This window comes from Gilliamella sp. W8126 (assembly GCF_016102185.1).
GTDB lineage: Bacteria > Pseudomonadota > Gammaproteobacteria > Enterobacterales > Orbaceae > Gilliamella > Gilliamella apis_A.
In genome coordinates, this window is the sequence record NZ_JACFPE010000003.1 from 95,492 (window position 1) to 116,472 (window position 20,981).

Here is a 20,981-nt window from a genome sequence, read left to right on the forward strand (position 1 = left end):
AATTTTTACCTATATGTTTTTGCTCTTTCGATCCAATATTGAGTTTTCCATTTATTGAACTCACCTCTATTAATTCCCGAAGGAATAGTATTAGGATTAACATGAATCACAGTTTTATTTTGTTGATGAAATGTTTGCGTAACTTCAGCAATAGCTCCATTTTTATTTTGTGTCATATGGTGTAAATTAATCGGATTTCCATCATGACCAATAGGTGCTCGACCAGATGCCATTCTTTCTAAATTTGTTCCTTCAATTATTTTCCCTTTATCTGTCCAAGTTGTCATCAAATTCGGATCAAACAAATCATTACGTTGATAAACCTTATTACCATTAAACTCTATAGGATCTTTGCTCCAATATTTTCGCTCTTGCCCAAAATATTTTGCTGCATCAGCCTGTGTTGCACTATTCGTCCCCTTTCCAGCAGTATTACTAGCTTTATTTGCTGAGCCTACGTCAAGAGCGTTTAGTTTATTCTGAGCTTCTTTAACTAACTGACTAGCTTTTTTTGTATCGCCTACTTTTAATGCCGCTTTTGCTTCTTTTAAGAGCTGAACAACTGCATCACCTACACCAGGTATTAATCCAACTGATGCAATAGTATAATCAATAACATCTTCAGCTTCAGCAAATGCTTTTGCATCACCTATTATTGGAGTAAAATCAAGGAGTGTATTTTCTATATTAGCTAAAAGTTCACCGGCCTCTTTATAGGGTTCTACAATTTCTTTCTGAATTTCAGCAGACTGCTCAAGTATAGCGTGTTCACGTGCATTGTCATCTAAATTATTACAAACATCATCTGTATAGCAATTGTATTGAGCTATCATTTTTGATTCTGTGAAAAAGAAATCAAAAACAAGATTCTCTTCATTATTCTCAACCGCATTTTTACTGCTACTAATAGCCGCACTAGCATCACCAATATTACCACCGCCGGCAGCTACCGCAAGGCCGGAGGCTAGTTGAGATAGTGCACTGATGGTTTCTTTTTCCTCTTCGGTTAAATCTTTGACTTCTTTGCCATACAGTTGTTTGCGGATGATATCTGCTGCTATTTCTCCGACCACAGCACCAGCTCCACCGGCAAGTCCTGAGTTACCTTGTAGTTCCGCAACAACTGCGCCGAGTATGGAATGCGCAATTAACCTTGCAGCTTCATTATCGCCTGTATGCAGTTTTATCTGCTCCGCTAACCATGGTGCACTAGCGCCAGCAAGGCCACCAGCAATATCGCCAGTGATAATGCCGGTAATAATTGCCACAGCTGAGTCAACGCCTTTACTAAAGTCATTGCCCATTTTACCATCTTTTGAGTCTTTACCGGCATCTTTATGAATAGTGCGCTCAAGCTCTTTAACCTGTGACGCTAACTCTTGTAAGCTAGTGACAATGTTTTGTTTGGTCTGTTCATCCTCTTTATTAAAGATAGGTTTGAGTTTGCTATGGGCATTTTCGGTATCACGACTAAGTTCATTAATATCTTGTGTTTGCTTATCTTGGTCACGAATGATTAACTCACCGTCACTGATTGCCGCGTGCGTAATATTCGAGGCTTCATCGTTATGGTCATAAACGGTTGGTTGGCCACTGGTCGGTGAAAAACCACCACTACCAGGTCCTTTACTTACCCCAATAGAGCCCGAGGCGCTACTGACATCATATTCGGCTTTGTTTTTAATATCAGTAAAGCCAATAGTGCCGGTATCTAAGCGATTTTTTGACCGGTCAGCTTCAGAGGCTATCACCGCACCATTTAGTTGGGTATGTTCACCCACAGTAATATCATAACCACCACTACCAGCAAATATGCCCGATTGCTCGTTAACCGATTCATAATTACTCTTCATCCGGTCTTGAGCAAAATTAGCACTCGCACTACTTGCACCATAGCAAAATGGCGGTACACAGATGCTGGCACTTGCACCAACACTGGTGTGTTTAGCATCATATTTTTCTTTATCTTGTTCACTACTGATGGTTAAGTGACGACCTATATCGGCAATGACTTGCTCACCAGACAGCTCCGCGCCCGTTAAAATAACATCTCGACCACTCTGGATGTTAAGTGTATTACTGGCGGTGATGGTGCTGTTTTGATTGATATCACTGGTACCGTTTTCTTTACCTTTGGATTGACTGGCGGCTAACTCAATTGAAAAACCATTTTGCCCGCCCACTAATCCAAAGCCGACACCAACACCATAGTGACTGCCAGAATCCGTGCTTTTCAATTTTTCAGTGCTGTTTGCTGAGTCAAATTTGATATCATTACCCGCATTGAGATTGACATCTTTACCTATAATTTCAACGCCTTTGCCTTCAATATTTTCTTTTGCATTGATATTCACATTTTGACCAGCATGAATAACCGTACCGGCTTGAGTATGACTGTTATACTCTGTTTTTTGTTTTGAATTATCAGCGGTTATGCTTGCGTTGACTTTAATCAAAGAAGAGCCACCACCATTAGCATTACTCTCCGCATTTGCTGTTGGTTGATTTACTTCTACCGGTGCATCGGACATATTTAAATCAGCTTGTGCCGCATTTACACCGGCTTGTGCCATATAAATAGCGGCTAAACGTTTATCTTCCTTATTTTCAATCGCTTTTGCTGCTTTTTCAATTGACTGTGCTGCGGTGACCGCATAACCAGAGGCCGAGACTGTTACTCCATATTGTTTATTTTGAGTCTCTACTTTTTGGTAAATATTGTCCTCACTGGTTTCCATAATGACATTTTTACCCGTTAAGTTTACTGATTTACCAGCGGTAATATCGACACCCGCTAGTTTGACGTCATCACCAGCAATAACATTGATATTGCCTTTAGCACTGTTTAGTCCACTACGGATATTGCTTTGTGTTGCTTTATCTTCTAATTCTTTATAACGGGAGTGTTGATAGCCAACTGTACCACTGTAGCCATTGCCATTTAATTCACCTACGACTTTATTGTAACCTTTACTTTCACTATGTGATTGATTCGTACTAGCACCAATATCAATATTGCCTTTTTCCGCACGTAAGTTGATATCATCTTGAGTATTTAATAGGCTACCTTTAATGTCGATGTTGCCTTCATGGCTATTGATGGCAATATTATTCGCCGTTAGTGTGGAGGCGTTTTGACCAATGACTTCACTATTACTTCGATTCCCTGAGCTTTCACTACCAAATGGTAAGATGCTTGCACCATGATTTGGGCTACCATTGATAAATCGTACTGATGAGCCCGCCGTTGGTCCAGCCGTCGTTGCACTCCAGTTTTTACTTTTAGTTTTACTGTATTCCGATTGTTTATCGGTAGCAGTTTCAATAATGACGTGACGATTAGCATCAATAATGATGGCTTCACCGGCGGTTAAGTCACTTCCACTAATGACAACATCGCCATGCGTTAATTGTCCTTGTGAATCCCTTTCCTGACTATTAGTGGCATGAAGTTGTATATTGCCAGCTGCAGTTAATGTGCTACCATTACTATATTCACCGTGTAAACTTGATTCACTTTTTGTTGACGATTTATGGTATGAAATTGGGGATGAGGCTGGGTTACCTATATCCATAGCTAATGCAGCCAGTTCACCGGTAAATTGTTTCGCTTTTTCAACCTTATTACCTGAGGATTTGAAAATATCATGAATATTTTGCACACTCTCAGTTATTGGATTACTAAACGAAATACCAACACCCGAAGATTTTGATTTGAAAGTCTGTTTTCTATCAACAATATCATGGCCAGGGATAATCGAAATATCTTCACCACTGATGTCTATATGACCGGTGGCGCGTTTATCATCACCTTCTGCTCGACCGGCAATAATGTCACTGCCACTAATGGTTACTTGTTTATTGGCCGAGATAATCACATTACCACCGGAGGTACCGACTAAACTGCCTGCTTGAGATTGATTAACTTCATTAGAGGTTGAGGTAGCCTTGGTTGATTGCGAACCAACACTTATTCCTTTTGAACTTGTTGATACTCCAGATGTTTTTGTTTTTTGTTTCTCATAGCGGTAATAAGTTTCTTCTGCCGCTTCAATATTTACATTATTACCCGCATTGAGGTAGACATCTTGGGCCCCTATTACCATGCTGCCCGATATATCTAAATCATGCCCTGCTTTTATTGTTACACTATTGGCACTTAGTTCACTTCCTTTAGAAGTATTATTATCTATTACTGTATGTGAACTACTTTTTGTTTTACTCAAAAAGCCTTTAGATTTACTTTTATGAAATTCATCTAAATCAAAGTGCTCTTTTGAAGCTTCTATACTGATATCATTTCCTGCTTGTAAACCAAGGTGGTTACCGGTAGCAATGTCTACGGTTTTAGCTGTTATATCGTTACCAGCAGTTAACTGAACATTATTAGCCGCTGTAATTTGTGTACCTACAACGCTTTTTTCGTTTGTTCTGCGATAATCTTTTTTACTGGTAATATCAAATTTTTCTTCCAGCTCTGCGGTGGTAAAGCCTATGTTGTGGCCAGCTTGTAACCAAGTGTTACCTTCGTTGCCATTATTGACAATATAACCGGCTTTTGCATTAATATCGTGACCGGCATCAATCACAATATTGCCATTATTCACCAAAATCGTACTGGCCTGATCAATATTGGTCAGCCGATTTCGATCGCGGGTTTGGGTACGCGTGCTTGATAATAAATTAATATCGTTATCGGCTGATAAATAAACTAATTTGTCACCAAATAGGTGACCCAAATTGGTAATATCATTTTCGGCTTCAATTTGAATTCGGTCACCATAGATGGTCCCTTTGTTAGTGACATCATGGCCTTGTAATAACGCATCTTGTTTGGCGGCAATTAAGCCGGTGTTATTGAGTTGTTCACCTTTAACAAAAATATTGTCACCCGCAATTAATGCGCCATCAGTACCTAATTGAGGTCGGTTAACCATATAGACTTGTGGTACAAGTACCTCAGTTGGTTGACCATTTACCATAATGCTTTTTTTCACTAACAAGACGATATCGTTGGTTAATGCCCGCATTTGTTCGCCGGTTAATTCCACCCCAATTGCAATACCAAATTCTTTAGCAAAACTGATACCCGCATCCATTAATGCCTGATATTGTTCCATATCAGATTTATAGCCGTGCAAGTAACGGTGACCGGTTAAGCCAACAATTTGTTGTTGAATAAGTTGTTGTTCATAGTAACCATCTCCTAACCGTTTTAATACTGAATCTGGGTTGCCACTTAGACGATTAATCATATAATCAGAACTTAACCATTTTTTACGGTTAGTAAAACGCGGATCGGTTTCAACAATATAATTTTTGTCAGTCTCTTTATTGACTATCCATAAGCTATTATCTGGTAAGGTTAAGTCCGGCTCATAAACACTAATGGTTTTCGATGGTGTTATGTCATTGCCGGCTTCAGGTAGTGTCGATTCATCAACGGCAGGGGGATTATTTTCCTGATGAGGTAAATCCTCTTCAATCGTTGTTGTCGGTTTTGGCAGAATCGACGTAATGGTGCCTGGTTGATGGTTGGCATCAGTTTTGATATGAGTTCTATCTGATTGATTTGAATTAATGGCAATACTTTGTGCTGAAACCACTTTAGCTTGTTGGGTCAGTGTATCATTGACGGTTTTATCCACCGCAACTTGGTTATGTTTGTTTTCAACATTCACTTCACTGCGTGGTTGCTCAGTCAATGATGTTTTTTCAACAATTTGATGGTCGACAATATTTTTATTTAATGCATTATCAACGAAAATTTCATCGGCTTTATTATATTCACCTTGATAGTAACAGCCATATTTGTCCTGCTTATGCCTTTTATGTAGATAAATACTTCCTGAATACACATATTTAGAGACTGCTTCTTGAGCATGATTATTAAGTTGGGTTGCATTAATATTGACCGTGTTACCCGCAACTATTTTACTGTCTTGATTATTAATGGTTTGTCCGTGAATAATCACATTACCCGCAGCACTGATTTTACTTGGATCTGTCTCTAAAATAACGGTACGGTATTTATGTTTAATGACATTAAATTCCCATGAGTCGGCAACACCATTAATCCCTTTTGATGGAACACTCATTCGTTGTAAACTACCCGAATGCCGTAAATGCTCAGGAATATCATTCCACCAATAAAAACATCGTTTATGGCTTGCACCACTTTGACAAGCTATACCGGGCATACGTTTTCTATGGATACGATATGTCACTTCATTAGGTGAATATTTAGCTTGACCATCCCCGTTTGAAGTTTGGAAGTAGGTTTCGGTTTCAGGTGGCTCATCCGTTGGGCGCATTTCAGTAACAATATGATCATTCATATTATTAAGTTCATTAGTCGCTATATATAAATCACCCTGTGCTTCAATCGTGGCTGAGTGGTTATTAATTTGCTTGGCAGAGCCAGTCACACTCCAGTTTTCATCCAGTTCACCGCCAATCACAAAATTACCTAAACTAAGTAATTGGGCATGGGCATAGTTATTTAACGTACCCACACCTAAATGGAAATTTTGTCGAGCTGCAATGACCGGAGCCATGTTATTGTTTGCCAGATTATTTAATATATTGGCATGAATAGCTAAGTTATCTGCATAAATTCGGCCACCGGCTAAATTATCTAATTGATGGGTTCGCATCACCGCCGTTGTTGCGTCAATTAAGCCATGGTTGGTCACGTTTTGGTGTTTTAATGAGAGATACTCAGCACTAATTTCAGCGTGTTGTTCATTGGTTAACTGCTGGCTTTCTAAGGAAACTTGTTGACCTGCAGTAATTTTATTTTTATTAACAATATCTTTTTGTGTGCGAATCGCTAAATGCCCATTTGCAGACAATTCACTTTCATTAATAAAACTGTCTTGTAAATCCAGTGATAAATTATTTTGGCTTTTCATGGTGCCATCACCACGATATGCTTTAGTTTTTAAATAGATATCATTGGCCAGTAAGTGTCCATGACGGTTATCAAAGTCTTGGGCATTGATTATCAGATTTTGATTGGCGGTTAATTTGGCTTGTTGGTTGTTTAAATCATCAATTTCAAGCACGATATTATTGGCCTGATATTCAGATGCTTGATTATCAAGTGAGTTTGCTTTGATATCTATCAGTCCATTGGTTTTTAATGTCGCCGATTGATTTATCACATTTGCTGATTTTAAAACTATACCCTTATTAGAGAGTAAGTTAGCCTGTGAATTGTCGATATGATGGGTTGATTGAATATCTATCAACCCATTTGCGGTGAACTGCGCATCACGATTATCTAAACTCTCAGTGGCTTTTAGTTTGATATCGTTTTCCGATAATATTGTCGCTTGCTGATTATTTTGCTCAGTTGCGTCAATCGTAATATTGCCTTTAGCCTGTAATTCGGCATGTTGATTGTTTAACTGGTCAGTATGAATATTCAAGGCTTTTTCAGCAATCATTTTAGCATGTTGATTATCCATGCTCTGGGTGTCGATTGTTAAATCCCCTTTAGAATAAAGCTGCGCTTGCTGATTATTCAGGTTTTGGCTGGTGATATTAAGCCCTTTATCACCCGCGAGCAGTAATGCTGACTCATTATTTAGCTGATCGGCTTTTAACACTATTTGTGATTGGGATTGAAGTGCTGCTTTGGTATTATTCAGTGTGTTGGCATGGATCTGAATATCCTTTTCAGCAACAAAAATAGCTTGATTATTATCAATGTTTTGACTGTTAATCGTAATTTCATCCGCTGCTTTAATCACCCCTTCACGGTTAATTAAGTGATTTGCCGCTATGATAACAGATTGGTCACTAAATAATTTTGCTTGGCTGTTATCTAGATCATCAGCATCAATGGCTATAGTTTCTTTTGCACTAAGCACGGCATGCTGATTGTCAATTTGCTTAGCATGGATATTGAGTGATTGATGACTGGCTAATTGAGCAGCTGTATTGGCTAACTGCTGCGCATTAATGCTGATGGCTTTTTTAGCTATCCATTTAGCTTTATTATTGTTAAGTGTTATGGCGCTGACGTTGATATCCCCCTCTGCGCCTATTTCACTCTCAGTTGTATCTATCGTGTCAGCGTGTATGGTGATGTCTTGGTCACTGATGAGTGAGGCTTTATCATTCTTTACGGTTTGTGCGGTAATATCAATATTACCTAAACTGTAAATGTCTGATGCTGAGCTATTAAGTGTGTTGGCATTAAGCTGCATATTTTTTAGTGACGTTAGCTGTGCCTCTTGCATCGACAACGTTTGTTCACCGACAATGTGCATGTTACCTTTACTGGCAATTTTTGCTTTATTAAGCGAGGCATCTTGGCTATTAAGATTGAAATCCCCTTCAGTGAGATAATCCGCTTCATCACTGGCTAATGAATCGGTTTGGATATCAATGCCTTGCTTCGCTTTAATTTCACTCTTTTCATTATTAATAATGTTACTTGTAACGTTTATTTTACCACCAGTAAAAAATGCACTATGTTGATTATCAAGATGCTGAGCATTGATAGCGATAGATTGATTACTGGATAACTGGGCATGAGTATTACTTATCACATTAGCATGAATATCAATGTCATTTTCAGTGATAAGTTTGGTGTTATCATTAAATAATTGATTATTGGCATTAATAGTTATGCCGTCTTTAGTCTGAATCTGCGCTGAGGTATTATCAATATCTGTTGCATTAATAATCAGACGACCATCAGTTAATAATACCGTCTCTTGATTATTAAATTGTGTAGCATCAATATCAATATTTTGTTTGGCTTCAAGGATCGACTTTTGATTATTAAACTGATTTGCAAACAGTGAGATAGTACTTTCACTTAACCAATTTGAATGTTGGTTATTCAGTGTTGTTACGTCTATATGCATACCCGATTTTGCATACATCTTTGATTCTGCAGTATCGGCTTGCTCGGTTTTAATCTTTAATTGTTGATTGGTAACAAGCTGTGCTCGATTAAATGCCACAAAGGCTAATGCATTAATGATTATATCTTTTGCGGACTTAATAATGGCATCATCCGCATGAATATTGGCAGCAGTAATTGCAATTTGGCCATTAGAGAGGAGTTCACTTTCGTTTAATTGTTGATGTTGCCCTTTTAATGTAATATCACCTTTCGAACCGACATAGGCCTGATTTAAATCGATTTTATCACTATTAATTTCAATTTGCTGGTCTGAATATAACGTTGCTGATTGGCCATCAAACTGTTCACTGGCCGTTAATTTAAGGGCTTGCTCAGCTTGTAATACGCTATTTTCACTGGCTAATTGTTTGCTATTAATAGTTAATGACTTGCCTGAAATTAAATCGCCATCATTGTTATTTATTGTTAGCGCCCGTATCGCTAATTCACCTTTTGATACAATGAGGCTTGATTGATTATCAAATAAACCTGTTATATTGATGGTGGTGTTATGACCACTTTGCCATTTTGCGTTGATATTTTGTAATTTATCACCAGTAAAGATTAAATCTTGACCACTGACTAAGACGGTATCGTTGTTATTTAAATGCGTAAATAGATAATTAATTGACCCCGTTGCTTTTAATTGACTTGATTGGTTGTCAATATCCTCGGCTTTAACATTGATATCCTTGTCAGCAATCCAATGTGATTGTTTATTCTGTAGTGTTTTAGCGGCAACATCAAGATAACCTAACGCACTGATTTGTGAATAATTTAACACTAAATGATTCGCCTTTAGTGATAGCGCATCAGTGGTCAGTAATTTAAGATATTGCGCATAAAGGTTATTGGCATTGATATGAATTGACTTCTTCGCTTGTAAATCCGCTTGGTTAGCCGATAAATCTTGTGCCTTAATCTTTAGGTCCTGTTCAGTGATAATTTCAAGCTCATCAGCATTGATGTTGCCAGCGGAAACAGTGATAGCATCTTTAGCACTTAACGCGGCTTTTTGCATATCTATATCATCGGCATCAATGGTCAATTTGCCATACGTTAAGATGTTAGCAGCTTGACTTTGCACATGATTTGCCTTCACTGCAACATCTTCTTCAGCAATGAATGTGCTATTGTTATTGGTTAATGTCTCGGTTGATACGGCAATCCCTTTTTTGGTTTGCAATGTGGCGTTGGAGGTATCAATTGATACGGTATGATTTAAATTGAGTTGTTGCTCAGTTTGTAAATGTGCTGATTTAATCGAAAGTTGGTCACCAATCAGATTTATCTCATTGGCATACGTTTGGCTATCATCAAGATTAATGGCTTGCTTGGCCTTTAATGATAATTTGTCACCGGCTTTATTTTGACCGTTTAAGGCAATGACATTAGCATCGGCGTTAATATTACCTGATTGCGTCAGTTTACCTTGTGTATCAATACCCGCAATGATGGCACTCTTTTGCTGACTATGGATGTTATTGGCACTAAGTTTTATATCTTTTTGTGCAATTAACGTTCCATCATTATTAATGGTTTTACCACTATTGAGTTTAATATTTTGTTTACTGTAAATTTGTTTTTGATTATCAATATTATCTCGGCTACTGATTTGAATATCTTTTGTCGCCTGTATCGCTCCGCGGTTAGTTATTTTACCCTCGGCACTAATGCTAATATTGTTGATGCTGGCACCTAATTCACCTGCATTATGTACACCGACCCCTTTTTCGGTGCCCACCATGCGTATTGAGCCAGCATACATCCCGCCAAATTGCGAGACATCAATAGATACCTCAGGTCTTTCACTTGAATTAGTATCATCTAAAGGCTCAACGGTTTGGCTGTCTTGGCTAACCTTATTTTTCCCTGTTACCACATTAAGCTCATTTGCCCAAATAGCTGAGTTGACTGATACTGTATGGGAAATTAAATCGGTATAGCTTTGCTCTGAACTATCTAATCCTTTTCCGGTGACCGTAATCTTACCTTGCTCAACCTGATAACCGGTTAAGTCACCATTTTGTAGAATAGGTTTACCGGTCGTGAGCGTTGAGCGACTGGCATTAATAAAGCCACAACCATTACAGGTAATGCCTGAGGGGTTGGCAATGATAACTTGCGCCTTTTGACCGGCGACTTCAAGTACACCATTAAGTTGACTTGGGTTACGAGAATTGACCTCATTTAAAATGATTTTAGCCGGTCCACTGTTTTTTAAAAATTCATTACCTTGTACATGACCCGCAATTTGAGTTTGACTGATTTTACTGCTGTTGTTTAATATCGCCCCTTGCTGTGCAACATCAAATTGCTGATATTTATTGTGAGAAACCCCTTTTTTGTTTGGCGTTTGAATATTGACTTGTGTAATACCGTTAGCGGTATTAATCACTTGCGGTTGTTGATGTTTCGCGGCTTGTTTATCGGCAACAATATCGCTGGCACCATAAACAGGTGAACTGAGGGTGACAAAACCTAACGAAAGAGATACGAATAAGGTTATCGGTTTAAGTGTGTAAAAAAGTGATTTGAGTGCCGGTAGTTTTTCATCCGTAGCTGTTTTTTCTTTACCACCTGATGTTTTAGCGATTTCCGCTACCACCATTTGTAAACCACGCTTTTTATTAAAAATAACTCGATATAACTTCTTATTCATCATCTATTCCTTACTTAATACTGCTTATTCTTGTTTTAGATTGACTACGGTACAACGTTAGGACTTGCTTTTGTTTGTATTTATTGCTTCGTATGACTAAATAATAATTTTAATAGTTCCAGTTAACATTAAAGCCCAATGTTAATGGGTTGGTTTTAAAACCTTTGGGTTTGCGGATTGGTTTACCGGCAAAGAAATCATAATAAAAACCATAATTATTTCCACGAATACCAACCACGCCACCGGTTAAGTGTCGACCTAGTAGGTACTCACTTTTAGCACCCGACACTTCACCCGTATCGATACCTAAATATGGTTCATGATTAAATGGCCCTTGCCAGGAAAGTTCATTACGCAAGTACCATCCACGGTCTGCTTTTAATGTTAATTCCCCATCAAAACCACGTACAGACCAACGGCCACCAATTGAAAATTGGTCTGGTGAAGTTAAGTCATCGCCACGGGTATATTGGCCTTGATAGTCTAAACGATAGCGAAACGATTGCTCTTTCACTTTAAATGGCACATTGGCGGAGAAATTAACCAGAAAAATATTTGACAATGCACTGCTGGTATCTTCAGGATTGTCTTCTTCGGGGGCTTTTTTGGCATTAAACCAACGAACCCCTTTTTGATAGCTAACACCCACATCTAAAGTTATATCGTCAATATAATGTCGATGTTGTAACCCTAATTGCCAATGCGTAGTTTTACGTTGTTCGTTCTCTATTTCAGTGTCATTAATATAGTTATGAGATTCACGAAGGGTAATGCCATAACTTAAGGTTGTTTTTTGTGATTCATTACGATGAATTACTCGGCTGATTTGTACATTAGCATTGCGGCTGCGACCACTATACTCAAAATTCTCATTTTGACCGGCTATCGTTTGATGGTATTTATTGCCGGATAATGATGCGCTCAGTAACCAATAGCCATAAGGGATAGAATAAGATAAAAGGAAGTTACGTGAGCCATATTTTCCTTTACCATTAATATCATGACCACCGGAGACATAAAACGCATCGCTTAAGGATAATAGATTGTCTAAATATAAAGTCGCACCAGCTTGGTCTCGGCCAGTCGCTTTTGTTCCCGAATCATCAACCGATAACCCTAATCGCCACATTTTGCTTTGCTCTCGCGTGATAACCACATCACTTTCCCCTGGTTTATCGCCCGGTACCAGTTTCATTTGGCTGGAAACTGTCGGTAACCGCTGTAGGTTTTCCAGACCTTGTTCGATATCACGTAAGTTAAGATGTTGATTTTCTCTTACTGGCATTGCGCTATACAATTGAGCATATTTATCACTATCATCACTGTAGTAGAGTTTTCGTACTTTTCCTTCCACTAATAATAGTTTTAATGTGCCTGACGTTAAATCTTGCTCAGGCGCCACCACGCGAGTGGTGATATATCCATAGCTAATTAAGCGGTCTTGTATTTTGGTCATCAATAAATTGACACCTTCTACACCTAAACAACGGTGCTCGGCTTGACGAGCCAGTTTATTGATAGGAATAAACCAAGGTAATTTATCTCGTTCTAATAATTGCACCTGATGAATATTGAAACAAAATGACTCTGTTGGAAAATGGATGTCACTTGTTTCATGAGTTGGTGGTAATAAATGGATGTCAGGTGCCGAAGGCGTTAATGTATCTTGAAGGGCTCTATCACGCTCTTGTTGGCGGATCAGTTGCTGATCACTCAGTTGTTGCGTTTTTGGCGGTGGTTCAGCTAACGCAACAAACGAGGGTATGATAATAGCACCCCAGGCAAATAAATGTTTTTTAATCGATAAATTTATCATATTAATTACAACATAACATCACATAAAAATAGACATAAAAACCATGCTAACAACAAAATACAGGAAGATCCACGCGTAAAACTGATATATATCAATTTATAATATCTTTTAATGATATATTCAATATCATTCGTATTGTTTATTTCAATTACTTATTCGATTAACCGCTCCTTTTTTTTATAAACATCAGTAATAAATGTTTTGGGGATTTTTCTTAAATCTTTTAAATATATTTATTAGATTAATCAAGTGATTACTCTGATTTTATATTTATATTTAGTACAGCGTGGTTAGATGAGTAACAGTAAAATGACGAGGATATCTTGATGATGAAACTAGGATATTTATCATTTAAAATGATCCTTTTTGCTTTTTTGGAATTAAATAACATTTACCAAAAATATATTGTGACTAGTATTAATATGGCTAATTATTATTGCTAGTCATGTTTTTACTTGTATAAATATTGCTGATTCGACTAATTTTTTTATTTTAAGTTTTCCTCTATTAACAATGGCTGGCAAAGTTAGTATAAAACCTTTATACTATGTGGCAATTTTTAGTAATACTTGCTGTGTTGCTAAATCAACCCGTTCTTTAACATCATCAATTGGAAGAAAATTATGCATCCGATGCTGAATATTGCTATTCGTGCTGCTCGTAAAGCAGGTAATGTGGCCATTAAGGCTTATGAAAATCCAAGTTCAATCGAAATTGACACTAAAGGTGCCAACGATTTTGCTACTAACGCTGATCGTGCTGCTGAAGCCTTAATTATCGAAACGATCAAGAAAGCGTATCCTGATCATACTATTATTGCTGAAGAAAGCGGATTAGCTAAAGGTAATGATGCTGAAACGCAATGGATAATTGACCCAATTGATGGTACTACTAATTTTATTAAAAATATTCCTCATTTTGCTGTTTCGATTGCCGCTCGAGTTAAAGGTAAAACTGAAGTTGCTGTTGTGTATAATCCAATGAGTAATGAACTTTTTACGGCTGCACGAGGTAAAGGCGCACAACTAAATGGTTACCGTATCCGTGTAAGTAATGCTAAAGACTTAGAAGGTAGCGTTTTGGCAATGGCTTTCCCTTTTAAAGCTAAACAACACAGCGATAGTTATTTTGCAGTATTGCAAAAATTATTCACTAAATGTGGTGATTTTCGCCGTACAGGTTCAGCAGCATTAGATTTAGCTTATGTCGCATCAGGGCGTTTAGATGGCTTTTTTGAAATCGGCTTAAAACCATGGGATATTGCTGCTGGTGAGCTGATTTTACGTGAAGCTGGTGGCGTGGTTACTGATTTTGCTGGCGGTAATAATTATATGGTTTCTGGTAACATAGTTGCAGGCAATCCAAGAATCGTTAAAGATCTGCTTGTTTCTACTCAAAATGATTGGCCAGAAAATTTGCGTAATTAATTTTACTTTCTTTATCTAAATGCAGGGCTGTCTTATCCCTGCATTTTGTCTTTATATCTTTTATCAAAAATATAAATTTGCTATTGGTTATTGTGGATCAGTTATTGCTGTCATGGAACAATTAACTTGTAAGCCTTGATTGTTTAAATAGTCACTACCCCAAATATACATCGATTCGAGAACAGGCCTGATACTTTTGCCAAAGTTGGTTAAAGAATATTCTACTTTAGGTGGTACAACGGGATAAACGTGTCGATGAATTAGGCCATTTGCTTCAAGTTCACGTAGCTGTTGGGTTAGCATTTTAGGTGTAGCGGTTGGAATTTCTTTCTGTAATTGTGAAAATCTTAAGGTGGTTTCGGTCATCAGTTTCCATAAAATGAGCGATTTATATTTACCACCAATCATATTAATTGCGGCATCAACTGGACAACAGGTGATAGGTTGATGTTCTTTTCCACAACAAGTGGTATTAATCGGATTATTTTTCACATTATTATCTCAATGGTATCTTTTTAGGTAGTATATATCAAAAAAGTGCATTCTTGTTAAAAGGATAATTAATATTACAATAGCTATATAAATCACATCAAAAACCACGGGAAACATCAAATGAAAACCGTCGAATATAATTTTTTTGTGGAAGAGATGAGTTGCGCATCATGCGTTAGTCGTGTTGAAAAAGCATTAAAAAAGATTGATGGCGTGATTAATGTTAGTGTTAACCTTGCGACAGAAAAGGCAACAGTTGAAGCTAATACTAATGTGCAATTAGAAGCCTTAATGGCAGCAGTCGATAAAGCTGGTTACCACGCCGTAAAGATTACTGAACCAGAAATTCATGCCCAAGATATGAGTAAACAAGCATCAATTTGGCCGATTATTATCTCTGTTATCTTAGCGATTCCTTTTGTGTTGCCGATGTTACTTGAACCGTTTGCTATTCATTGGATGATGCCCGCTTGGTTGCAATTAGTGATTGCTTCGATTGTGCAATTTGGTCTTGGCGCTAAATTTTATCGAAGTGGTTTTAATGCAGCTAAAGCATTATCAGGAAATATGGATTTGCTAGTTGCTATTGGTACCAGTGCTGCTTATGGATTGTCGCTTTATCAACTTATCATCGGTAATGATGATCACCTTTATTTTGAGTCGTCGGTTGTTATTATTACATTAATTTTAATTGGTAAATGGTTAGAGTCAAGAGCCAAACATCAAACGACTCAAGCGATTGAGGCACTTTCTGCACTTCGCCCTGAAGTTGCGTTAGTTCGACAAAACGATCAAGAAGTGAGTTTACCGATAAGTCAAGTTAAGGTTGATGATGTGGTTGTGATTAAACCCGGTGAGCGAGTTCCTGTTGATGGTGTTGTTATTGAAGGCGCATCAAGTTGTGATGAATCTATGTTGACAGGAGAAAGTTTTCCCGTTAATAAAACCCCCAATAGTGTGGTAACTGGTGGCACCATTAATGGTGAAGGATTATTGATAGTAAAAACAACAGCGGTACAAGCTGATTCGACTTTGTCTAAGATTATCGCTATGGTCGAATCTGCTCAAGCGAAAAAAGCGCCCATTCAGCGTATTGTCGATCGAATAAGTGCTATTTTTGTTCCTGTAATTTTAATCATTGCTCTGATTACTCTACTTGCATGGGGCTTTATTTCTCATGATTGGCAGCAAGCTTTACTACATGCGGTCGCGGTGTTAGTCATTGCTTGCCCATGTGCATTAGGATTGGCGACACCCACCGCCATAATGGTTGGTACGGGGGTTGCTGCTCGCCATGGTATTTTGATTAAAGATGCCGAGGCGCTTGAAACCTTACATAACATTAATACGGTAGCATTTGATAAAACTGGCACATTAACCATTGGTAAACCAGAATTAGTTGAACTGGATGTAATGGGCACAGAAACTGCCGATCAAATTCTTGCACTAGCGGCATCAATGCAAGCCGGAAGTGAGCATCCACTCGCTAAAGCAATTTTAGCGAAAGCTAAATCGTATAATTATGCGCAGAATATTACCTCGGTTGCAGGTTCAGGGGTAATGGCAACCATTGATAATCATGAATATTATTTGGGTAGTTTGCGTTGGATGAAATCATTAAATGCCTATTTTGTGGATATGCAGGATAAAATTAATGAACTTACCCAAAAAGGTTATACAATCTCATTTTTAGCCAAACAGCAATCGGAAAATGGTGTTGTGATATTAGCCTTATTTGGTTTTGCTGATGTAATTAAATCGGAAGCAAAAAATGCCATTGATGCATTACATCAATTAAACGTAAATACGGTTATGTTAACCGGTGACAATCAACAAGCGGCTAATTATGTAGCACAGCAATTACATTTAGATAAAGTTATTGCTGAGGTTTTACCACAAGATAAAGCCAATTATATTTATCAATTACAAAAAGAGAGCCAAAACCTTAACAATAGCAATAGTAATCATAAAGTGGCAATGGTGGGTGACGGTATTAATGATGCTCCAGCTCTAGCTGCGGCTGATATTGGTATTGCTATGGGAACGGGGACTGATGTCGCGATGCATGCAGCGAGTATAACGTTGATGCGTGGCAATCTATTTTTAATTGCCGATGCTATTGATATCTCTCGCCGAACCTATAATAAAATTAAGCAAAATTTATTTTGGGCTTTTTTCTATAATTTAATTGGCATTCCTCTTGCTGCCTTCGGCTTCTTAAATCCAATGATAGCCGGCGCTGCTATGGCACTTAGCAGTGTAAGTGTGGTAACTAATGCTTTATTATTAAAACGTTGGCAAGCACGTTCTGAGCCAAAATAGTATGATATTTTATAAAGTTAAAATAAGGAGATGTATTTTCTCCTTATTTTTTAATTTATAGTGTATCGCTTAACTTGAAACCAACTTGTGATCCTTTACCTTGCTCAGTAACAAATACCCCAACGGCAGTAATCAATTGTTCATTATAGTAAATTAATGGAATACGAGTGCGCATCCATGGTGGAATATGGTGTTCTTGCCATAATTTTTTGATTGATCGTGATCCTTGGCGCTGTACAATTTGAAATTGACCTTGCGCATGAAAACGCACCGAAACCGTTTCATCTTTTTGTGGTAAACGGCAGGTTAAATCTGTTTGATAATTAGGCTGTAAATGGCCTAAATTATCAGGCAAAGTGAGTGACGTAGCTAAATCCCACGGCAGGATTTGCTTTTCAATATCTTGATATAAAGGTAATAAATAGAGTTGGTTTTGATAGCGGCGAATCTGTCGATTATGCAAAATAAATTGCGGATTGGCATCTTCTTTCGCTTGAATAACGGTTTGCCAAATTAACGACAGTTGCTTTTGACTTGGCATGCCGATATGTTGCTCTCTAAACCACATTCGCAATATTGCATTACGTTTGTATTGAGAATAATCCCGTAAAGGTTGAATATTGAGTTGCTTAGCATTACCAATAATTTGCTCAAATTCAGCCAATAACAGCTCATGGATTAAAGCTTCTTGCTGTTGACATAATTCAGCACTACGAGCCACCATTTGTGAAAAATGTGGCCAACGTTGATTAAGTATTGGCATTACCTTTAAGCGTAAAAAGTTACGATCATAATGGTCGTCTTGATTACTTTCATCTTCAATCCAACTTAATAGATGTTGATTGGCATATTGTTCAATTTCTTGACGAGAGATCGTTAATAACGGTCTAAGATGTTGGCCATTTTCTAGAGGCATAGCGGATAAGCCTGTTGGGCCACTACCACGTTTTAAGGCTAGGAAGAAAGTTTCGCATTGGTCGTCTAGATGTTGTGCCGTACATAACAACTCATCACTTTTTAAATGTTGATAAATGGCTTGATAACGAGCTTCTCTGGCCTGTTCCTCAATATTGCCAGTACTACGATTAAGTTTTACTTTTTCAATAATCAATGGCACTTGCCACGTTTGGCATTGTCTCTGGCAATGTTCAGCCCAATTATCGGCATTTTTACTTAAACCGTGATGAATATAAATTGCTCTTAGTTGTAAATTTTGTAGCCGTTGCTTTAAGGTGACTAATGTGTGCATTAATACTGTTGAATCAACACCACCACTAAAGGCAACCAATAACGATTGCCGACCGTTTAGATGTTGTAAAATAGTTTGCTCAACAATATTGTCTATTTTGGTTTGGCTTTGATGGCTCATGTGCTATCCATTTATACTAAGCTTTGTAACGCATTAACCTTATTTTTGTGTAGATTGATTCGATCTAGGCCAGCAGCCAGATCGGCGATTAAATCATCAGGATCTTCAAGGCCAATATGTAATCGAATTAATGTACCTGTGAAATCCACTCCTGATACCGGGCGTATTTTCGCAAGATCTTCAGGTTGATTGGCTAAAATCAATGATTCGAATCCACCCCATGAATACGCCATCGAGAAGTGAGTCATATTATCTAAAAAATCAGATAATTGCACTTCGCTCAAATGATCTTTAAGTACAAACGAAAATAGGCCACTAGCGCCGCTAAAATCACGTTTAAAAAATTCATGCCCTTTACAGCTTGCTAATGCAGGATGGTTAACCGTGGCAACTTTGGGGTGATTTGCTAACCAGTTAGCTACTTTTAGTCCACTTTCGTGATGTTGTTTTAACCTGACCGCTAAGGTTCTTAATCCTCGTGCTGCCATATAAGCGGTATCAGCATCACACATTTGTCCCATTAAATAAGAACGTTCACGTAATCGATCCCAACATCGTTGATTAGCAACCGCAGTACCTAACATAGCATCAGAGTGACCGATTAAATACTTAGTACCGGCTTGAATAGAGATATCAACATCATGCTCTAATGCTTTAAATAAAACACCAGCAGCCCAAGTATTATCCATCATAATGACAATTTCCGGATTAATACTGCGAATAGCTTTAACTATCGCTGGCACATCATGCAGTTCCATAGTGATTGAACTTGGTGATTCAAGAAATACTACTTTGGTATTGGGTTTAATATGATTAGTAATATAGCGACCAATCAAGGGTGAAAAATAATCGGTTTCCACACCAAAATCTTTTAATATATGTTCGCAAAATTCTTGCGTTGGCTCGTAACTGGCTTCTGAAACCAAAATATGATCACCTGATTTGACAAAAGCTAAGATAGCATTCGCAATTGCTGCTGCACCACAAGGATAAAGATAACAACCTGCGCCACCTTCAATTTCGACCATGGCATCTTGTAAGGCAAAATGAGTCAAGGTACCGCGTCGACCATAAAATAATCCGCCTTTGGCTCGATTTTCCATCGCGTCTTTTTTCGCTTCTAGTGAATCAAAAACAAGTGATGATGCTCTCTGAATAACGGAGTTAACAGCACCTTGGGTATAACGTTTTTTTCGACCAGCATGAACTAATTTTGTTTGTAACGACATGATGCATCCTTAGTGAACCGATAAATTTCGATAACAGTTAGCATAGCATGCTGTTAAAATAGTAAAAAATAATTTTTGTTTAAATTGGCTTACATAAAATGTTAATTGCTCAACTTGCTCATTTAGATACGGCAGAAGTGAACTATTCATTATTATCACCACAAATCATTAATGATGCTGAGTCATTAAGTGGTTCACGAAAAAAACAGTTTTTAGTTTGTCGTTCAATTTTAGCTAGTTTACTTAAACAGTATTGTCATATTGATAGTTTGCCACCCATCATTATTGGTGATAATAGCCGTCCTTGCTTTTTACAACATAACCTGCCTGATTTTAATATCAGTCATAGTAAAGATTGGGTGGCAGTTGCCATATCCTTAAATGGTAGGGTTGGGATTGATATTGAAGTTGCTAGGCAGCGTAAAAATTATCTGAATGTCGCCAAAAATTATTTTGCTAATGAAGAATATCAATGGATATTAAAACAATCGGATACTTTAGCGGCATTTTGGCAACTTTGGACATTAAAAGAATCTGCACTTAAATTATATGCGAAAGGTGTTTGGCAAATAAAATCGGTCAAAATAGATGTTGAAAAACAGATGATTAGTGCGCCATTTGGACAGGATTTTTATTATCAATATCAGCAAGTAGAAGCAGTTCATCTTGCCGTAAATCATAATAAACCTATTACAGATTTTATTTTGCAATCTTAACAGGATAATCATCTGCTACACCGTG

The 20,981-nt window shown here is 37.8% G+C and carries 8 protein-coding genes; 3 read left to right on the forward strand and 5 right to left on the reverse strand.

Annotated elements, in window-relative coordinates; genetic code table 11:
• Nucleotides 1-5: 5 nt before the first annotated feature.
• Nucleotides 6-11,585 (reverse strand): hemagglutinin repeat-containing protein, encoded by an 11,580-nt coding sequence (locus tag H3S74_RS07535; protein WP_198247608.1) that lies wholly within the window; start codon nucleotides 11,583-11,585, stop codon nucleotides 6-8.
• A gap of 109 nt (nucleotides 11,586-11,694) precedes the next feature.
• Nucleotides 11,695-13,401 (reverse strand): ShlB/FhaC/HecB family hemolysin secretion/activation protein, encoded by a 1,707-nt coding sequence (locus H3S74_RS07540; protein ID WP_198247609.1) that lies wholly within the window; start codon nucleotides 13,399-13,401, stop codon nucleotides 11,695-11,697.
• 623 nt (nucleotides 13,402-14,024) lie between these two features.
• Here H3S74_RS07540 and suhB point away from each other — a divergent pair.
• Nucleotides 14,025-14,828: an inositol-1-monophosphatase gene (suhB, locus tag H3S74_RS07545; RefSeq protein WP_198221261.1), complete on the forward strand. Its 804-nt coding sequence runs from the start codon at nucleotides 14,025-14,027 to the stop codon at nucleotides 14,826-14,828.
• A gap of 87 nt (nucleotides 14,829-14,915) precedes the next feature.
• On the opposite strand, the gene H3S74_RS07550 is transcribed toward suhB, so the two are convergent.
• The gene (locus H3S74_RS07550; RefSeq protein ID WP_110447045.1) at nucleotides 14,916-15,236 is read right to left on the reverse strand and encodes a helix-turn-helix domain-containing protein; all 321 of its coding nucleotides are present in this window, start codon (nucleotides 15,234-15,236) and stop codon (nucleotides 14,916-14,918) included.
• 204 nt (nucleotides 15,237-15,440) lie between these two features.
• Between H3S74_RS07550 and H3S74_RS07555 the strand changes: the two genes are divergently transcribed.
• Entirely contained in the window at nucleotides 15,441-17,642 is a 2,202-nt protein-coding gene (locus H3S74_RS07555) for a cation-translocating P-type ATPase (RefSeq protein ID WP_198247610.1), read from the forward strand.
• Nucleotides 17,643-17,697: 55 nt separating this feature from the next.
• Here the strand turns inward: H3S74_RS07555 and tilS are convergent, their stop codons facing one another.
• A complete protein-coding gene (gene tilS / locus H3S74_RS07560; RefSeq protein WP_198247611.1) occupies nucleotides 17,698-19,011 on the reverse strand; it encodes a tRNA lysidine(34) synthetase TilS in 1,314 nt (437 codons plus the stop codon).
• Between the two features lie 11 nt (nucleotides 19,012-19,022).
• A complete protein-coding gene (metC, locus tag H3S74_RS07565; protein WP_198247612.1) occupies nucleotides 19,023-20,240 on the reverse strand; it encodes a cystathionine beta-lyase in 1,218 nt (405 codons plus the stop codon).
• Between the two features lie 98 nt (nucleotides 20,241-20,338).
• On the opposite strand from metC, the gene H3S74_RS07570 reads away from it, so the two are divergent.
• Nucleotides 20,339-20,956: a 4'-phosphopantetheinyl transferase superfamily protein gene (locus tag H3S74_RS07570; RefSeq protein ID WP_198195933.1), complete on the forward strand. Its 618-nt coding sequence runs from the start codon at nucleotides 20,339-20,341 to the stop codon at nucleotides 20,954-20,956.
• The last annotated feature ends 25 nt before the right edge of the window (nucleotides 20,957-20,981 follow it).

Bases quoted from the DNA above. Each gene is read 5' to 3' on its own strand.
- H3S74_RS07535 (WP_198247608.1), bottom strand. From the start codon at position 11,585: ATGAATAAGAAGTTATATCGAGTTATTTTTAATAAAAAGCGTGGTTTA.
- H3S74_RS07540 (WP_198247609.1), bottom strand. From the start codon at position 13,401: ATGATAAATTTATCGATTAAAAAACATTTATTTGCCTGGGGTGCTATT.
- suhB (WP_198221261.1), top strand. From the start codon at position 14,025: ATGCATCCGATGCTGAATATTGCTATTCGTGCTGCTCGTAAAGCAGGT.
- H3S74_RS07550 (WP_110447045.1), bottom strand. From the start codon at position 15,236: ATGATTGGTGGTAAATATAAATCGCTCATTTTATGGAAACTGATGACC.
- H3S74_RS07555 (WP_198247610.1), top strand. From the start codon at position 15,441: ATGAAAACCGTCGAATATAATTTTTTTGTGGAAGAGATGAGTTGCGCA.
- tilS (WP_198247611.1), bottom strand. From the start codon at position 19,011: ATGAGCCATCAAAGCCAAACCAAAATAGACAATATTGTTGAGCAAACT.
- metC (WP_198247612.1), bottom strand. From the start codon at position 20,240: ATGTCGTTACAAACAAAATTAGTTCATGCTGGTCGAAAAAAACGTTAT.
- H3S74_RS07570 (WP_198195933.1), top strand. From the start codon at position 20,339: ATGTTAATTGCTCAACTTGCTCATTTAGATACGGCAGAAGTGAACTAT.